Source organism: Phaeovibrio sulfidiphilus, from assembly GCF_014861485.1.
Classification (GTDB): Bacteria; Pseudomonadota; Alphaproteobacteria; order Rhodospirillales; family Rhodospirillaceae; genus Phaeovibrio; species Phaeovibrio sulfidiphilus.
Genome location: NZ_JACZHT010000010.1, coordinates 1 through 17468, shown reverse-complemented (window position 1 = coordinate 17468; position 17468 = coordinate 1). Strand labels below are relative to the sequence as shown.

13 protein-coding genes are annotated in these 17468 nt (G+C 66.2%); 3 read left to right on the top strand and 10 right to left on the bottom strand.

Features of this window, described 5'->3' with window-relative positions; translation table 11 throughout:
• Nucleotides 1-74 precede the first annotated feature (74 nt).
• Nucleotides 75-1025, top strand: coding sequence for a hypothetical protein (locus tag IHV25_RS10040; protein WP_192534992.1), 951 nt, complete (start codon nucleotides 75-77; stop codon nucleotides 1023-1025).
• A gap of 354 nt (nucleotides 1026-1379) precedes the next feature.
• Nucleotides 1380-1655, top strand: a complete 276-nt coding sequence (locus tag IHV25_RS10035; protein ID WP_338048628.1) for a hypothetical protein — start codon at nucleotides 1380-1382, stop codon at nucleotides 1653-1655.
• A gap of 564 nt (nucleotides 1656-2219) precedes the next feature.
• On the opposite strand, the gene IHV25_RS10030 is transcribed toward IHV25_RS10035, so the two are convergent.
• The 9 genes from IHV25_RS10030 to secA all read right to left on the bottom strand — a co-directional run bounded on the left by IHV25_RS10030 (nucleotide 2220) and on the right by secA (nucleotide 13654).
• Nucleotides 2220-3110, bottom strand: a complete 891-nt coding sequence (locus IHV25_RS10030; RefSeq protein ID WP_338048627.1) for a hemolysin family protein — start codon at nucleotides 3108-3110, stop codon at nucleotides 2220-2222.
• Between the two features lie 32 nt (nucleotides 3111-3142).
• Nucleotides 3143-3778, bottom strand: coding sequence for an rRNA maturation RNase YbeY (gene ybeY, locus IHV25_RS10025; protein ID WP_242018925.1), 636 nt, complete (start codon nucleotides 3776-3778; stop codon nucleotides 3143-3145).
• Entirely contained in the window at nucleotides 3768-4733 is a 966-nt protein-coding gene (locus IHV25_RS10020; protein WP_192534989.1) for a PhoH family protein, read from the bottom strand. Before IHV25_RS10020 ends, ybeY begins: the two co-directional genes overlap by 11 nt.
• On the bottom strand, nucleotides 4733-6100 hold the full coding sequence (miaB, locus tag IHV25_RS10015) for a tRNA (N6-isopentenyl adenosine(37)-C2)-methylthiotransferase MiaB (protein WP_242018924.1): 1368 nt from the start codon (nucleotides 6098-6100) through the stop codon (nucleotides 4733-4735). Before miaB ends, IHV25_RS10020 begins: the two co-directional genes overlap by 1 nt.
• A gap of 279 nt (nucleotides 6101-6379) precedes the next feature.
• A complete protein-coding gene (locus IHV25_RS10010; protein WP_192534988.1) occupies nucleotides 6380-6658 on the bottom strand; it encodes a FliM/FliN family flagellar motor switch protein in 279 nt (92 codons plus the stop codon).
• A 163-nt stretch (nucleotides 6659-6821) separates the two neighbouring features.
• Nucleotides 6822-7865: an aspartate-semialdehyde dehydrogenase gene (locus tag IHV25_RS10005; protein WP_192534987.1), complete on the bottom strand. Its 1044-nt coding sequence runs from the start codon at nucleotides 7863-7865 to the stop codon at nucleotides 6822-6824.
• A 183-nt stretch (nucleotides 7866-8048) separates the two neighbouring features.
• Nucleotides 8049-8732: a cell wall hydrolase gene (locus IHV25_RS10000; protein WP_242018923.1), complete on the bottom strand. Its 684-nt coding sequence runs from the start codon at nucleotides 8730-8732 to the stop codon at nucleotides 8049-8051.
• A gap of 995 nt (nucleotides 8733-9727) precedes the next feature.
• Nucleotides 9728-10450: a class I SAM-dependent methyltransferase gene (locus tag IHV25_RS09995; protein ID WP_192534986.1), complete on the bottom strand. Its 723-nt coding sequence runs from the start codon at nucleotides 10448-10450 to the stop codon at nucleotides 9728-9730.
• A gap of 477 nt (nucleotides 10451-10927) precedes the next feature.
• Nucleotides 10928-13654, bottom strand: a complete 2727-nt coding sequence (gene secA / locus IHV25_RS09990; RefSeq protein ID WP_192534985.1) for a preprotein translocase subunit SecA — start codon at nucleotides 13652-13654, stop codon at nucleotides 10928-10930.
• Nucleotides 13655-13801: 147 nt separating this feature from the next.
• On the opposite strand from secA, the gene IHV25_RS09985 reads away from it, so the two are divergent.
• Entirely contained in the window at nucleotides 13802-16354 is a 2553-nt protein-coding gene (locus IHV25_RS09985) for a DUF4175 family protein (protein ID WP_192534984.1), read from the top strand.
• A 258-nt stretch (nucleotides 16355-16612) separates the two neighbouring features.
• Here IHV25_RS09985 and IHV25_RS09980 read toward each other — a convergent pair whose 3' ends face one another.
• On the bottom strand, nucleotides 16613-17182 hold the full coding sequence (locus IHV25_RS09980; protein WP_192534983.1) for a phage baseplate protein: 570 nt from the start codon (nucleotides 17180-17182) through the stop codon (nucleotides 16613-16615).
• Nucleotides 17183-17468: the final 286 nt, after the last annotated feature.

Below are 17468 nucleotides of genomic sequence, written 5' to 3'. Positions count from 1 at the left end.
TTTCTCTGGCATTCGGATAAGATGACCCGCCTTATCCGGCGCGTCCATGTCCGATGAGAGGGGAGCCTGCGTTCATGTCCATGGAAACTGTCAAGACTGTGCTGCTCAAGGGAGGCAAGATCGTTGCGGGTCTCGCCGTTGTGGTTCTTCTGGGGCTTCTGGCTGTCCAGTGGCTTTTGGGGTCGTCGGACCCGGTGGTTCCGGATCCCCGGGACGCGCGGGCCATGGAGGCCGTCTACTCCGTTGTGGAGATGTCCGTTCCCCGGCCGCCCCTGCTGACCGAGTACGAGGACGGTGCCCTGCGCGTTGCGCTGCCGTCCAGCACCGTGGACAAGGGGCCTGTGTATTACGAGACCATTGCCAGCCTGTGCAAGGGCTTTGCCGCGGAGCATGTGCGCCTGTCGTCCATTGCGATCATGAACCGCAACGGCAACAACGGCCTGGTGGTGGAGGACGCGGTGCGCCTGTGTGACTCGATCCTGGGCGAGCAGTCCCTGGAGGAGCAGGCTTTCTATATCGAGGCATCCTCGGCGGCCCGTCGCGGATCGGCCGAGGCCCCCGACCCCATGTGGCGCAGCCGGGAGGGCCGGGCCATGTTCGGAGCCCCGGTCCGGCCGCGCAAGGTGTCCGCCGGTCTTCTGGACACGATCCGCACCGAGGTCGTTCCCTCGGTGGTTCGCGACGAGCTGGCCCTTTACCAGCCCGAGAAGATCAGTCTGGGGATGGAGCAGCTTGTCATCGTCATGCCCCGTAACGTCATCACCGCCGACGTGCTTCTGCCGGTGATGGCGTCGCTCTGCCATGCGGTGCCCGGTCTGTCCAGCCCCTGGGAGGAGGCCCGCATTGCCTCGGCGGTGGTCCTGAACCGGAACTATTCCCAGGGCGTGAGCTTCGTCGGGGACGCCCGCCAGTGCCGCGAGATGGCCTCGGCCATGCTGCTGGCGGACGAGGCGACGGGCGACGCCCTGTACTCGTCCATGGTCTACTGCCCGGACGACATCATGGACTGCCTGACCCTGCGCTGAGACCGGGCGCCCTGACCGTGCCCGAAGCCCCGTGCCGCCAGCGGCAGGGGGCCGGGCGCTCCGGGTGCCGCGCTGGTTTGCCCCTGCGTTATGCGTTCCTGTTTTACGAGCCCCGGGTGGGAGACTCGGGGCTTTGATGCCTCGGGCGGCCTGTCCGCCCCGGTCCGCCGGTGGGCTTTGCGGCGTGTTTTCTGCCTGGAGGGGGGCGTGAAAATCCTGTTTATTACCCCCTGATGGGGTGTTTATAACGATTCGTCTTGCGTTGTCCGCTCGGAACGCTAGCATGATACGGACAACTCTCCCCGATTTTCAGTCCGCCGCCGGGGAGTATTTTCCTGGAGAAGGATACCTGTCGTGGCGAACAGTGCTTCCCAACTGAATCTGGACACACTGAATCCTTCCGAGCTGAAGGTGGTGGAAGATCTTTTTCTTCAGGGTATTACGGGGAAGCCCGTTCAGGTGCCCCGTCGCCTTGCCGAGAGCCTTCTCCACAAGGGGATCATTGAGGAGGCGGTTTTTGTCACCGGCTATACGGCCTCGGGGGCCGTTACGAAAACCGCTTTCCGCCTCAGCGCCATGGGGCAGTTCCGCTACTGCATGTGGTTCGAGCACAAGACGCAGACGGCCTGATGTCCGGCGCGGACGGGCGCGCCCGTTCCTGAAAGCCACAGGCCTCAGCCCGCCTCCCCGGGGCGGTGCGGGTGACGGACGCTCTCTCTTCGATATAACGTTTCCTGATAGTCTGGCGCGCCGGGACTGCCGGTGACAGGGCGTGTCCGGCCCCGTGCCAAACACCCGGCGGACGGATGCGCGGTGCCGGGATGGGGCTGTGCGCGTGTCTCTCCGGGGCGCGCCAGCACCATGCAGCGCGCGGTGGCCGGACCCTCGCTTAGAGGGGTGTCAAAGTGGCCCTCCATGGCCAGGATGTCGTGGGTGCAGATGTCGCCCGGCGTGTCTATGCGCGTGTTTGTCCGGGGCGGGGCCGGGCGGTCCCGTGCCAGGCCCGGACGCCGGGCGCCACCCCGGAGAATAACACCGGAGGGCACCCCCGGTGAGCAACCGGGGTGGAAACATCCGGGGACGCCATGCGCCTTCCGGTCCGCCGGAGCGCCAGGGTGGCCGTGGCGGGGGTGCCGGTGCAGACGGATTGCCCGGCAGCGCCCCGCCCGGTGGGTGGGGGGGGTGGAGGTGGGGTTACTCCTCGAGACCCTCGGGCAGGCCGGTCACGCGAACCCGCCGGATGGTGCGGGGGTTGGCGTCCAGGATCTCAAAATTCGGACCTCCCTCCCGGCGGATGACCTCGCCGCGGGCGGGCACCCGTCCCGCAAGGCGGAAGACAAGGCCGCCCAGCGTGTCGATGTCGTTGCGCTCGTCCTCGGTGAAGAGCGGCCCGAAGTGCTTCTCGAAGTCCTCCAGCTCCATGCGGCCGTCCACATCGACGGAGCCGTCCTCCCGGCGGATCATTTCGGGAGCCTTCTCGTGGTCGTGCTCGTCGACGATGTCGCCGACAATCTGCTCGATCAGATCCTCGATGGTGACCAGGCCGTCGATGCCGCCGTACTCGTCCACCACCAGGGCGAGGTGGATGCGCTTCAGGCGCATCTCGCGGATCAGGTCGAAGATGCGGGCCGACGGCGAGATGTAGAGCAACTCGCGCACCGCCTTTTCCAGGGAGGTGGTCAGGCCGCCCTCGTCCGGCGAGAGCATGTCCTTGATGTGGACCATGCCCAGGGGGGTGTCCAGGGTGTCCTTGTAGACCGGCAGGCGGGAGTGGCCGCTGGTGGCGAACAGGGCCAGAACCTCGGGGACCGGCGTGTTGATGTTGACGCTGACGATCTCGGCGCGGGGGACCATCACGTCCTCCACGGTGACCTTGCGCAGGCGCAGGATGTTCGAGATGACGACGGCCTCGTCCTCGCTGAAGTCGTCTTCCGAGGCGCCGCTTTCGTCCAGGAGCTCTTCCAGGGTTTCACGCAGGGCGCTGTCACCGTTGCGGTTGGGGCGGAAGACGCCCCTCAGGAAACTGCCGATGCCGCCCTTGTGATGCAGGCTCTCGCGTTCATGAACATCCGAAACCTGATCCACTGAACTGTTCTCCTGTCGTTGTCCGGGGGACGTCATTTCGCATCCTCCTCCGGGATCTCTCCCGCAGTGTGGTAGGGGTTGGAAAGACCGCTGGATACCAGAATGTCGGCCTCGAGGGCCTCCATCTCCGTGGCCTCGTCGTCGTCCTCGTGGTCGAAGCCGAGCAGATGAAGGATCCCATGGACCGCAAGGTGGAAAAGATGGTCAGCAAGGGGGACGGGGCGCTCCTGCGCCTCCGCGAGGGTCGTGTCAAAGGCGACGACGATGTCGCCCAGGTGCAGGGGCATGCCCTCCGGAAGGGGGGCGGAACCGGTGTCGTCCAGGGAGGCGAAGGACAGGACGTTCGTCGGGCAGTCCCGTCCGCGGTAGTCGCGGTTCAGGGCCCGGACGGCCTCGTCGTCGGTCAGGACGACCGAGAACTCGAGGGTGCTGCCCAGGTCTCCGGCATGCCCTCCGTCCAGGGCACCGCGGCAGGCGCGCTCCAGGATCCCGGCGAGATCGGGGAGGGCCTCCGTCCAGCGGTCGTCCTCGACGGACACATCCACGTCGGCGACGTAGGGGCCGCCGGGGCCGTCGGGATTGCACAGGGACAGGGCATAAAGTTGCGGGACGTCGTCGCCCGCGTGGGCGTTCGGGTCAGAAGGGCAGGAGGAGGCGTCAGCCGGCATTGGGGATTTTTTCCTTGTCTGCGTCGCGCCGGTCATAGGCGCGGACAATGCGCGCGACCAGGTCGTGACGTACAACATCACGGTCCGTGAAGTGAATGGTCCTGATGGCGTCCTCGTCTTTCAGAACGTCCAGGGCGTCGCGCAGCCCGGACTTCACGCCACCGGGCAGGTCGATCTGGGAGGGGTCTCCCGTAATCACCATCCGGGAGTTCTCCCCCAGACGGGTCAGGAACATTTTCATCTGGGAGGCTGTGGTATTCTGGGCCTCGTCCAGGATGATAAAGGCATTCGAGAGGGTGCGCCCGCGCATGAAGGCAAGGGGGGCCACCTCGAACTCACCACTTTCCAGTTTCCGGACGACCTCCTCGCCCGGAAGGGTGGCGTGGAGGGCATCGTACATGGGACGCAGGTACGGGTCGACCTTTTCCCGCATGTCGCCGGGGAGAAAGCCGATGCGCTCCCCGGCCTCCACCGCCGGGCGGGAGAGAACCAGGCGCTCCACCTTGCGGCTCAGGAACAGGGACACCCCCATGGCGACCGCCAGATAGGTCTTGCCCGTTCCCGCCGGTCCCAGGCCGAAGACCAGCTCCGCGTCCTTCATGGCCTGAATGTAGCGGGCCTGTCCGGGGGACCGCGGCCGGATCTCGCCCTTGCGGGTCCGGATCGACAGCACGGGCAGATGGTCCTCGCCGCACATGCGCACGGCCGCGTCCACGTCCGCGGGGATCAGGTGCTCTCCGGCCCGCGCCCGGGCCTGGAGAAGATCGATGGCGGACCAGGCCAGGTTGACCCGGTCCCGGTCCCCCAGCACGTCAAGCTGGTCTCCCCGGGAGAAGATCTCGACGCCGAGCACGTGCTCAAGCCGGTCCAGGTTCTCGTCCCCCGCCCCGTAGAGGCGGAGAAGGGCGGATTCGTCGCTCAGGCGACGGCCAATCCGGATGGGTGCGCCGGTCATCAGGCCGAGTGCCTCAGGGCTTCGATGTCCGGAGCGGTGAACGGCGTGCCCGAGAGGCTCAGGGGCCCGGCGGCCGTGATGCGCACCGTGATCATGTCTCCCATGCGCGCGTCGGGGGCCCGCAGGTGGACCGGCTGCATCCACGGGCTGCGGCCCAGGAGCTGGCCGTCCTGCCGTCCCGGCCGGTCCAGAAGGACGGGGACAACACGACCGATCATCCGGTGGTTCTGTTCGCTCTGAACCGCGGCCAGGTGCTTCAGGAGCCGGGACAGCCGGTCCGATTTTTCCTCGGCCGTAACGCTGTCCGGAAGGGCGGCGGCGGGCGTGCCCGGGCGCGGCGAGAACTTGAACGCGTAGGAATGCACGAAGCCGACGGCATCCACCAGGGACAGGGTGTCCTGGAAGTCCTCCTCGGTCTCACCCGGGTGTCCGACGATGAAGTCCGAGGCGAAGGCCATGTCGTCCCGGGCCGAGCGCAGCCGGTCAATGGTGGCCAGGTACTCGGCGCGGGTGTGGCCCCGGTTCATGGCGCTGAGCATCCGGTCCGATCCCGACTGGACCGGCAGGTGCACAAGCGGCATCAGGGCGGGGATGTCCCGGTGGGCCTCGACCAGGCTGTCGTCCACGTCCCTCGGGTGGCTGGTGGTGTAGCGCAGCCGCTCCAGGCCGTCGATGGCGGCGAGCCGCTCGAGAAGACGCCCGAGCGACGAGGCGCGACCGCCCTCATCCTCGCCGTGGTAGGCATTCACGTTCTGGCCCAGAAGGGTGATCTCCCGGGCGCCCTGGTCCACAAGGCCCCGGGCCTCGCTGACGATGTCCGCCACCGGGCGCGAGTACTCCGCCCCCCGGGTGTAGGGAACGACGCAGTAGGCGCAGAACTTGTCACAGCCCTCCTGAATGGACAGGAAGGCGCTGGGTCCGGCGGTGGTGGGCGCGGGCAGGTAGTCGAACTTGGGGATCTCGGGGAAGCTGGTGTCGATGGCGCGTCCGGCCTGGCGCTCGATGCGGGCCAGCATTTCCGGGAGGCGGTGGTAGACCTGGGGGCCCACAACCACGTCCACTACGGGGGCGCGCTCGATCAGCTTCTCCCCCTGGGCCTGGGCGACGCACCCGGCGACGGCCACAACGGTGCGCTTCCCGTTCTTGGAGCGCTCGTCCTTGATCAGCCGCAATCGGCCCAGGTCCGAGAACACCTTCTCGGCCGCCTTTTCGCGAATATGGCAGGTGTTGAGAACCACAAGGTCCGCTTCCGCGGCGTCGCCGGTCGGCGCGTAGCCGAGAGGAGCGAGCATGTCCGTCATACGGGCCGCGTCATAGACGTTCATCTGGCAGCCGTAGGACTTGATAAAGAGGTGTTTACGAGTCAAGGACTGGGTACTTTTCGCGATATGTACAGAGGGAGGCGACGGTCCGCGTGGGATCCCTGTCGTGTCCGGAGCGTTGTGCCCGTCTCCGGAGAACGGCCTTTGCGGACAGGCTAGCACCTGCCGGGGCCAAGTCAAGGCGGTAAAGGGGGGCAAAATGCGGGAAAGGCGGATGTCGTGTCCCGGCCTGTCCTGTGCCCGGGGGGGGCGTCCGTCAGCGGCACCCGGGCCCGCAGGGACGCAAAAGAGGCGCGGCGCCCCGCAAGCGCGCCGGGACCGGGGTCAGACCGCCGCCAGGGATCTCACAATCTCGGTAAAGGTGACGCCGATCTTGTCGCCGTCGATGATATTGACCTCGCCCTTTGCAATCAGGATGCCGTTGGCGAAAATCTCGATGGGCTCGGTAATTTTCTGCTCCAGCTCGACCACGGCGCCGCGTCCCAGTTTCAGCAGCTGGTGCACACGCAGGTCCGCGCGTCCGAGAACGACAGAAATCTCCACGGGAACCGACTGCACGGCTTCCTGGGCCTTGAGAGTGTCAATGACGGTTTCGTCGGGCATCGGCCTCAGCCCTTCCGGGATCGTTGCAAAAAAGTGCGCGAGTTTTTCGTCCCGCGCACCCTGAGTGTGGGCCTGTCACAGGCAATTTTCAAGACCCTTCCGGCGAACGGGGCCCGATCCGGGCCCCATCCTTCGGTTCCGGCCCCCGGGGGGCAGCCGGTCGTCAGGCCTGGTCGAGGTAGTCCCGGGCCAGGACCTCGGCGATCTGAACCGTGTTCAGGGCCGCGCCCTTGCGCAGGTTGTCGGCGACGCACCAGAAGGACAGGCCGTTCTCGACGGTGGGATCCTTGCGGATGCGCGACACATAGACCGCGTCCTCGCCCGCGCACTCCACGGGGGTCACGTAGCCCTCGTTCGCGCGGTGATCAACAACGACCACACCCGGCGCCGCGCGAAGGGCCTCGCGGGCGGCTGCGTCGGTCATGGGGCGCTCGGTCTCGATGTTGATGTACTCCGAGTGGCCGCAGAACACCGGCACCCGGGCGCAGTTCGCGTGAACCTTGATATCCGGATCCAGAATCTTGCGGGTCTCGACCGCCATCTTCCACTCTTCCTTGGTCGCGCCGTCGTCCATGAACACATCAATGTGCGGGATGACGTTGAAGGCGATCTGCTTGGTGAAGATCTCCTGGAAGTCGGTGTAGGGCTGGTTGACGAAAATGCCCTTGGTCTGGTTGAAGAGCTCGTCCATGGCCTCCTTGCCGCCACCGGAGACGGACTGGTAGGTCGAGACCACCACCCGGCGGATGGTGAAGGCATCGTGAAGCGGCTTGAGGGCCACCATCATCTGGATCGTCGAGCAGTTCGGGTTGGCAATGATGTGGCGCTTCTTGTACCCGGCGATGGCCTGGGGGTTCACCTCGGGAACCACCAGCGGCACGTCCGGATCCATGCGGAACTGGCTGGTGTTGTCGATCACCACGCATCCGGCCTCGGCCGCGCGGGGGGCAAAGGCCGCCGAGATCTTGGCGCCGGCCGAGCTCAGCGCAATATCAAAGCCCGAGAAATCGAAGGTGTCGAGGTTCTGGACCTTCAGAACCTGGTCCTCGCCGAAGGACACCTCCCGGCCGGCCGAGCGGGCCGAGGCCAGAGCCACGATTTCCTTGATGGGAAAATTGCGCTCGCTGAGGATGGAGAGCATCTCGCGCCCGACGTTGCCCGTCGCGCCGACAACGGCTACGCGGTAGCCTTCAGATCGGTAAGCCATGTTTCTAGTTCCTGGTCCAGGAGTCCGGATCGGGGACGGGCGCTTACGCCGGGCCGCCGTAAAAAAGGGCCCCAACGATACAAGGGGGCGCCCCCCGAATCAAGAGATGCGCGCAAAAAAACAGGGGGACGCGCCCTGTGGCTGTCCCCCTGTTCGGGTGTGGTGCGTTTTCCGCGACGGTCTCTATTTCGAGCCGGTCAGCCCCTGTCGCGCGGCGGGGGAGCTTTTCACCCCGGCGTCCGCGAAGAGATCGGCGACAAGAGAGCCTCCGGCCAGATCCCGGGTGGCGGTCTGGAGAACCGGAGCCTGACGGGCGCGGTTGTCCGTGTAGAAGATATGGTTGTCGATCCGGCCGGTCCGGTCCATCTGTCTGGACCAGGGCGGGTTGACGGCCTTCGTGTGGAACCACAGGGCGCCGTGGGTGGGGTCCATCACCGTGCTGTCGCGTCGCAGGACCGACATGGCGAGGAGAACCGAGGAGCGCCAGGCGCGCTTGTCGGTGGGAACGTCCGATCTGCCGTCACAATACCAGGAGAACTGGCAGGCCTTGCCGTTCGAGTTGTTCTGGGACACGACTTCGCAAATGCTGTTCGGAAAGCGGGGATCCTTGACGCGGTTCAGGACCACCTGGGCAACGGCCACGCGGCCCCTCAGGGATTCTCCGCGCGCTTCCCAGTAGTCATTGAGCGCAAGGCAAAGCATCTCGTTCTTCGACACGGTCAGGGAGGCCGGTGCAAGCCGCACCCCCTCGGGCATTGTAACCTGTCGGGAATTGATGAAATTCAGCAGATTTTCATGCGCGAAAGCCGGAGCCCCCCACTGTGCAGCAAGGAAAAGCCCCAAAAAAGCCGTCAGGACGACTCTCATCAAAATACGTCTCCTGCTTCGCCGGGTCGACGCGGCCCCCTTCTGGTGCCTGTCCGGTTTCACGAACCGGAAAAAACCTGACGATCCCCCTTCGTTCAAACCGGTAAACGCAAACCCCAAGTTCAGGACTGAACCCGCTTCAGGCTTGGCGCTTATCAGCTTCCGGCCCCATGCCGGAGGGTCACGACCCCCTGGTCGATTGTCTCCTGCACCACCCGAGGACGGGTCGTGCGGGTACGTTCGCAAGGTCTCGCCCGCTCGGGAGAGGGGCGGACGAGGAAGGAAAGCACGTGGGGCTTTCCCGGTCGTTTGCCGCGTGTCCGGTGTTCCGGTGGCGGCCCGGTATGCCGTGGGGCCCGTCCAGGGTCCGCTTCGGTACCGGCCAGGAGCCTCGTTTTTGGGCCCCCGGGGTTTGACACAGATAAGGGGACGGGCCCGCCCCGTCAACGCCAAAATGCATGGCATAAAGAGCATATCTGGCGGTCTGTTTCGTAAAAAGCGCAGAAGCTCGAAAAAAATGTTTTTAAAATCAATGCCCTGCGAAAAGATTAATTTCGTGTCGAAACTCGCTTAACACGGGTAAAACTCTGCTGAAATTAAGCGTGTGGCCGGTGCGGGAGGGCCGCGAAAACGATTCGAGACGAAATGATATTCGCCGGAATCGGGTGGTCCGGGCCTCCGCGCCGCCGGTCCGGGAACCCGGGACGGACCCGGTTTTTCCGCTGCGGGTGCCTGTGTGGGAGGCCCGGTCCGGGAGTGGAGTCGGACCCAAAAGCCGCCGGTGACGCGGGGGCCGAGTCCTTCCGGGAGCCAGCGCGGGGTCCGGAGGCCGGCGGGCGGGTGCCCCGAGGCGGGGGACTGTTCGGGACGCGCGGGCCTCCGGTCTGCCGCACTGCTCCGCTGAGGTGCCCGGAGGGGCAGGGCTCAGGGGCGGGGGAGTGCCAGGGAGGCAGAGAGGCAGAGAGGCGCACGGGCCCCCGGGGGGGCTTGCGTCGTCAGGACTTGCGGCACAGGAAGAGCACGTCTCCGCGCACGAGCCCGTAGGTGCCCACATCCCATCCCTGGGCGATGACCTCTCTCACGTCGCCGAATCCGGCCTCCCGCAGGCGGTCCCGGAAGTCATGGCCGTAGATCCGCAGGTGGTCGGCCTGTCCGAACTGGAGCTCCCGCCCCGCAGCCGTGGTCACCGAGTCCTGTTCCCAGGTCCGGGACCAGCTTTCGACGATGGGCACGGAACAGATCAGCAGTCCGTCGTCCGACAGGATGCGGCAGAGCTCCCGCAGGGCTTTTCTGTCGTCCACGTGCTCCAGAACGTGATTGCAGACAATCGTGTTCAGGCTGCCCGTCTCAAGGCCCGTGTCCTCGATATTGAGGGCCAGGTCCACGTCCCGCTCAAAGAGGTCGGCGGTCCGGTAGTCGGGACAGGCGTCTTTCAGGCGGCTCCGCAGGCAGGCCTCCGGGGCGAAGTGGAGGACCGGTCCCCTGATCTGGTCGGCGTGGGTGGTGTACCAGAGCCAGAACAGGCGGTGACGCTCCATCGAGCCGCATTTCGGACAGCGCGCATCCAGGCGGAGGGGTTTCCCGGCGGCCTCGAAGTATCCATGGTATCCGCACACGGGGCAGGTCCGCTCGAAGGCCGGGCGGGTCTCCCTCAGCCTCCGCCGCATGGAGATGAGGCAGGACGGAATGAACGGTTTTATTATGTGCTTTATGCCCATTGTGCGCTCCTTGGGGTCGCCGGGCCACACGCCCGAAGTGGAGTGGGGAGGCACTGGAGGTCATTGGGGTGCCGGGTCATCCAGCTCTCGTGGAAGCCGGGTCATCCACATCCGCGTCTTAAGTGGGGCGACAGCGGACCTCTCGTATCTCCGAGGGTTTGGGAGGGACACGAAGAGAGCACCCGGTGTTTTCTATAATGTGCAGCGGGTGCCTGTTCAAGATCGCCCCATGGAAGGAAGGGGCTTTTCGCCACATTCTTTCAGTTTATCTCGGGAAACTCGGATGTTGACGCTCGGGATGAGGGTGCCTTTTCGAGAGCACCACCTCTGGGGTGTTGTTCCCGGGTGGCGTGCGCCTGTCCGTCAGGGAGGGTGCGCCTCGAGTCGCCTCCGGTCCCCCGGGGAAGGGGAGAGGGGAAAAGGGGCGGCGTCCGGGGCGGCGTCCGGGGCGGGGTTGTCCCGCCCCCGGACCCGATCTCAGTGGGACAGGTTCCCGTGGCAGTGCTTGAACTTGCGGCCCGAGCCACAGGGGCACGGCTCGTTGCGCGACACCCGGCCCCAGGTGGAGGGATCTTCCGCCTGGCGCTCACCCGGCTCGGTGCGGAAGGCCGTGGGGTGAATCCGGGGGGTGGAGCCCGGCACCGGCCCGGCGCCCACGGCGGGCTCGGGTTCCGTGTGGACGGCCCGGGTGGGGCCTGCCGGCTGCGGATCCTCGGGGAGCGGTGCAATGCGGAGCTGGATGTTCGAGAGCACCAGGGTCACCCGCTCGCGCAGGTCGCCCAGCATGTTCTGGAAGAGCTGGAAGGCCTCCGACTTGTACTCATTGAGCGGGTCGCGCTGTCCGTAGGCGCGCAGGGAGATGCCCTGCCGCAGGAACTCCAGGTTCTGGAGGTGCTCTTTCCACAGCTGGTCCAGAAGCTGGAGAAGGATGCTCTTCTCCACAGAGCGCATGACGTCGGGGCCGTACTCCGCGTTCCGGGCGTTCAGATAGGCGTCCGAGGCCTTCCGGATCCGGTCGCGGATTTCCTCGTTGGCGATGCCCTCCTCGTCGGCCCAGTCCTCGATGGGCAGGTCGACGGCCAGAATGCGCCGGATGTCCTCGCGCAGGCCCTCAAGATCCCATTCCTCGGGCATGGCCCGGGCGGGCATGGCGCTTTCCACAAGGTTCTCGATGACCTCGGCGCGCATGTCCTCGAGGGTTTCCGTCACGTCGGCAACCACCATCAGGTCACGGCGCTGCTCGTAGACCACCTTGCGCTGGTCGTTCATGACGTTGTCGAACTTCAGCAGGTTCTTGCGGACGTCGAAGTTGCGGGCCTCGACCTTCTCCTGGGCCTTTTCCAGAGCCCTCGAGATCCAGGGGTGCACGATGGCCTCCCCTTCCTTCAGGCCCAGCCTGCGGAGCATGCTGTCCATGCGGTTGGTCCCGAAGATGCGCATCAGGTCATCCTCGAGGGACAGGTAGAACAGGGACTCGCCGGGGTCGCCCTGGCGTCCCGAGCGTCCCCGGAGCTGGTTGTCGATGCGGCGGCTCTCGTGACGCTCGGTGCCGATCACATAAAGGCCGCCGGCCTCCAGGGCCTGGGCCTTGAGGGTCTCGACGTCCTTGCGGATTTCCTCGATCCGGCGGGCGCGCTCGGCTTCCGGCATGTCGGCGGGGAGCTCGGCGGCCACGCGCATCTCCAGGTTTCCGCCCAGTTGGATGTCCGTTCCGCGTCCGGCCATGTTGGTGGCGATGGTGACCGCGCCCGGCACACCGGCCTGGGCGATGATCATGGCCTCCTGCTCGTGGTAGCGGGCATTCAGGACCTGGGGCTGGATCTTCTTGGTCTTGCGCAGCAGGTCTGCAAGGTACTCGGACTTCTCGATGGACACGGTGCCGACCAGAACGGGCTGGCCGCGCTTCTGGCATTCCTCGACCTTCTCGGCGATGGCCTGGAACTTCTCCCGGGCGGTCCGGTAGACCTCGTCGTGGTGGTCCTTGCGCTGGACCTTGCGGTTGGTCGGAATCTCGACCACCGAGAGGCCATAGATCTCCATGAACTCCGGCGCCTCGGTCATGGCGGTGCCGGTCATGCCCGCAAGGCGCGGGTACATGCGGAAGTAGTTCTGGAAGGTGATGGAGGCCAGCGTCTGGTTCTCCGGGTGGATCTCGACGTTTTCCTTGGCCTCGAGCGCCTGGTGCAGGCCGTCCGAGAAGCGGCGGCCCTCCATGGCGCGGCCGGTGAACTCGTCGATGATCATGATCTTGCCCGCGCGCACCATGTAGTGGACGTCCTTCTTGAACAGGACGTGGGCGCGCAGCGCCTGGGTGGCGTGGTGCAGGTTGGTGACGTTGCGGGCGTCGTAGAGGGAGCCCTCGTTCAGGAGGCCGGCCTCGGCGAGCAGATCCTCCATGTGCTCCGAGCCCTCGTCGGTGAAGGTGACCTGGCGGGCCTTCTCGTCAAGCTCGTAGTCCTCTTCCGTCAGGTGCGGGATGAGGGCATCCACCTTGCGGTAGGTCTCCGAGGAGTCCTCGGCCTGTCCGGAGATGATCAGCGGGGTGCGGGCCTCGTCGACAAGGATCGAGTCCACCTCGTCCACCAGGGCGTAGTGGAAGGGCCTCTGGACCATGTCCTCGAGGCGCATTTTCATGTTGTCGCGCAGGTAGTCGAAGCCGAGCTCGTTGTTGGTTGCGTAGGTGATATCCGCCTGATACGCTTCCTTTCGCCCCTCGTCGTCGAGCTCGTTGACAATCACTCCGACGCTCAGGCCCAGGAAGCGGTAGATCTGTCCCATCCATCCGGCGTCACGCCGCGCAAGGTAGTCGTTCACGGTGACAACATGAACACCTTTTCCGGTCAGGGCGTTCAGGTACACCGGAAGCGTCGCCACGAGGGTCTTGCCCTCGCCGGTCCGCATCTCCGCGATCTTGTTCTGGTGGAGCACAAGTCCGCCCAGAAGCTGAACATCGAAATGACGCTGGCCCAGGGTCCGGCGCGCGGCCTCGCGCACGGTGGCAAACGCGTCCGGCAGGATGGCGTCCAGGGTCTCGCCCTTGGCCAGGCGTCCCTTCAGCCATTGGGTGCGGTTGCGCAATTCCTCGTCCGAGAGTTTCTCAACGTCCGGTTCCAGGGCGTTGATTGTGGCGACCGTTTTCCTCATCTTCCTGATGGTGCGATCGTTCGCGTTTCCGAAAAGCTTGCGGGCAATTGCGCCGAACATTGCGGTCCTCGATTCCGGTAAAAGAAGGGGAGAAATACGGTCCGGCCCCGAACGAAAAAAAGACGGAGCCGGGCAAGAAATAAGCCGACCCCGCCGCCATGTCAACGCGGGCTTGTGATGATTCAAGGGAAAACGAAGGATTCGTGCGTGATTTCCAGACCTGTCCGCCTCCGCCATCCTCCATACATGCCGTTCCGGTTTGCCCTGGTCTGGCTGATCCTTTTGTGGGAACAGTTCTGGCGCGCATTCTGGAAAGCCTCCACCGCGCTGGCCGCGGTTCTTGCGTTTGTCTTCCTGGGCGGCGGGGCGCTTCTGCCCCTGTGGCTGCACGTGGGCGTTCTTGCTCTGGTTGCGGCGGGGCTTTCGGTGGCGGTGTTTCGCGGGGCCCGGCGTTTCCGGCTGCCGACCCGGGGCGACACGCTGCACCGGCTGGATCTGGAGAGCGGTCCGCATCGTCCCTTTGGCGCCGCCAGCGACACCCTGAGCGTCGGTCTGGACGATCCCCTGTCGCGTGCGTTGTGGGAGCGCCACCTGAGCACGGCCCGGGACGCGGCCATGCGCCTTCGTCCCGGCTGGCCGCGCACCGGCGTGGGCCGGGAGGACCGGTTCTTTCTGCGCTGGGTGGCCTTCGGGGCGCTTGTCCTGTCGCTTGCTGTGGGGGTCGTGTCTCCCGGCCCGGCCCTTGTGGCGTTTCTGACGCCGCCCCTCATTCCCCCTCCCGAGCCGGTGACCGCGCGCCTGTGGCTGACGCCGCCCGACTACACCGGGCTTCCGCCCCGCTCGTTTGACACGCAGGCGCCCGGGCCCTCGGAGCCGGTTGTCCAGGTTCCGCAGGGGACCACGCTTCTGGCCCTGGTTCACGGTCCGGGGGAGGACGCCCGGCTGGTGGCCGGGGTGATGCCGGTGGCCTTCGAGACCCTGGACGCCCGGTCACGCCGCGCCGGGACCGTTCTTGAGGACAGTGGAACCCTGAGCCTTGAGGTCGGAGGGAAGACCCTGTTCGAGCGGACGCTTGAGGTGGTGCCCGATGCGGCGCCCAAGGTGAGGATCGGCTCCCTTCCCGAATCCGGAGCCCGCGGGCGGCTGGTCGTTCCTCTTGAGGCCAGCGATGATTACGGCCTGCGCGCGGTCGGGGTGGAGATTGCGCCGCGGGCGCTGGATATGGCCGGCAGCACGCCCCTGGATCTGCCCCTGGCCGAGCCCTGGAATACACCCAAGACCCTGAAGATGACCGGCTCTATGGACCTGACCGAGCACCCCTGGGCCGGAATGCCGGTTCGGCTGACCCCCTTTGCCATTGATACGGCGGGGCGGCGGGGGACCGGGGCCCCGGTGGAGACGGTGCTGCCCGAGCGCATCTTCAACAATCCTCTGGCCCGTGAGGTGATCCGGATCCGGAAAGTCCTGGCCCACGAGTACGTGGTTCTGGGGGCGCTTCTGTCGTCTCTGGATGCGGTGTCCGCCCGCGTTCAGGAGGACCACGGCGATCTGACCGTGTACCTGGCGCTGCGCGAGGTTCGGGCCCATCTGGCGCAGAACGGGCGCAACGCCCGCATTGACGAGATGAGCCGGACCCTCTGGCGGGTGGCCCTGCGGATCGAGGACGGTGCCGGGGCCCGGATCAACGAGAGCCTGGACACCCTTCGGCAGCGTCTCGACGAGGCCCTGTCCGGGGACTTGTCCCAGGCCGAGGTTCAGCGTCTGATTCAGGAGGTCAATGAGGCTCTGGCCCGCATGAGCCTGGATGCGATGCAGATGCTCCAGGAGGCGGACCCGTCCGGCGCCCTGTCCGGGAGCATGGATCTGCTCTCGTCCCTTGGGGGCGCCCAGGATCTGCGCGACCTGGTGCGTGACCTGGACGACCTGAACCGCATGGGGGCCCGGGACGCGACCCGGTCGGCTCTCGAGAGGCTGTCCTCGGCGCTGTCCACCATGGGAGCGGGCCGGATCACGGAACAGCAGCTTGAGGCGCTTCGGGAGGTGAACGAGTTCTCCCGCGCGCTGGCCCGGATCGCCGAGGACCAGGCGACGCTTCTGGATGAAACCTTCCACAAGGCGGTGGAGGCGGGCGAGACCCCCGATGCGCCGGAATCGGCCTCCGGCCCGACCCGGGAAGGCAGTGTTCTTGCGGTGCCCGACCGGCCGGGCCGTGCGGGTGCCGGCGCCGGGCGCCGGGCTCACCCCCGGCCGTTCCAGGAGCCGGACCCGGACAGCCTGGGTCTGGCCATCCGGCAGGACGAGATTTCCGGCCGCCTTGAATCCCTGATGGAGGAGGTTGCCCGCCAGACCGGTGATATCCCGAAGGATCTGGGGGAGGCGGGGGTGGCCATGGTCTCGGCGCGGGAGCACCTGGAGCGCGGGGCGCTTCAGGCCGCCCTTGTGGAGCAGCGCAACGCGCTGGAAAAACTGGCCCGAAGCCGGCAGAGCATGGCCCAGTCCCTGGCCCGCTCTCTTGGCCTGTCCGCCGGGCTGTCCCTGCCGATGCCGGGTGGAACCCGGGCGGGGCCGGGGCTCGATCCGCTCGGGCGCCCCCTGCCGGATGGCCGCTCCCCCGGGGCGCCGGACGGTGACGTGCTCCCGGATCAGGTCCGGCTTCAGAAGGCCCGCGAGATTCTCGACGAGCTGCGCCGCAGGGCCAATGATCCCGACCGATCCAACTCCGAGCGTGACTATATCGAACGTCTGATCCCGGGCTTCTGACGCTCGATGTGGAGGACGGGGTTCCGGGCTCCCCGGCCCTCGGGTGTGGGGCCGCGGGTGCGTGTGTCCGCAGGGTCTGGAATCTCAGCCGTCGGGTGTGCGTCCTGGGGGGGGGCTGGACCCCCGGGACGGAATCGGCGTGTGAGGCGCCCCGCCTTGGGGGCGGGCGGGGTCGCCGGATTATCCTGCCCGTTGGGAGTCCGATACGCGCGAGTCGCAGGCGCCTGGTCCGGGATCCAGGGCTCCGCTCCCGTGCGCTCAGAACCGCTCCAGCAGAACCCGGAGCGCGCGGGGCAACTCGCTTTTTGCCCGGGAAAGGGCGGCCGCATATCCGGCCTCCACCAGGCTTGCATGCTGCGGGTGTCCCGCCTGGCCGAGGGTGATGGGAAAGCATCCCTCGCCCGCCTGATAGGTGTGGCCGATCTCACGGATTTCCTGGAGCCCCAGAGACACATACAGGGCGCCGATACCGGTCTCCCGGGACAGGCGGAACGAGACGTGTTTCAGGGCCAGGCGGTCGTACTCCCGTGATGGTGTCTGGAAGGAGAGCAGGGTCGCTTTTTCCAGCCATTCGTCGAGCACCACCAGAGTGCTGTCCAGTTCGGCCGGGCTCCCCTGGCAGCCGAGTTCCACCCGGATGTCCCGGGGCTGGACGATCTTGTTGTAGCTGACAAAGGATCCTTCCTCGAGGGGGCTGCGGGGGACGTCCGCGCTGGCCTCGAAATCGAACCCCAGAAGCGAGGTGAAGGCGAGCGCGCGCCCGTTCCCGGTCTCGACAAGGCGCCAGGTGTCGGAAACGATGCGGGAAACAGAAGGGGGCAGGGGCATGGCGCGGGTCTCCGGCAGGGTGGTTGTCCGGTGACCATTGTACCGCAAAAACGAACAAAAGAAAAACATTTGGCGCATAGGGGTGCGAGGGTCGGCTGTTAACCCTTTTGATGCAAGGGGTTGCAGGGGTGATGGTGGCTTCTTTCGATCTTTATATGTTCTTGTTTTGTTGACGTGGTACGAGAAAGGCGCTATTCTGTCCTCAGGCTGGGGATGGTCCCTTTTTTCGCCTGATGGCGCCGTGGTCCCGTGGTCCCGTGGTCCCGTGGTCCCGTGGTCCCGTGGT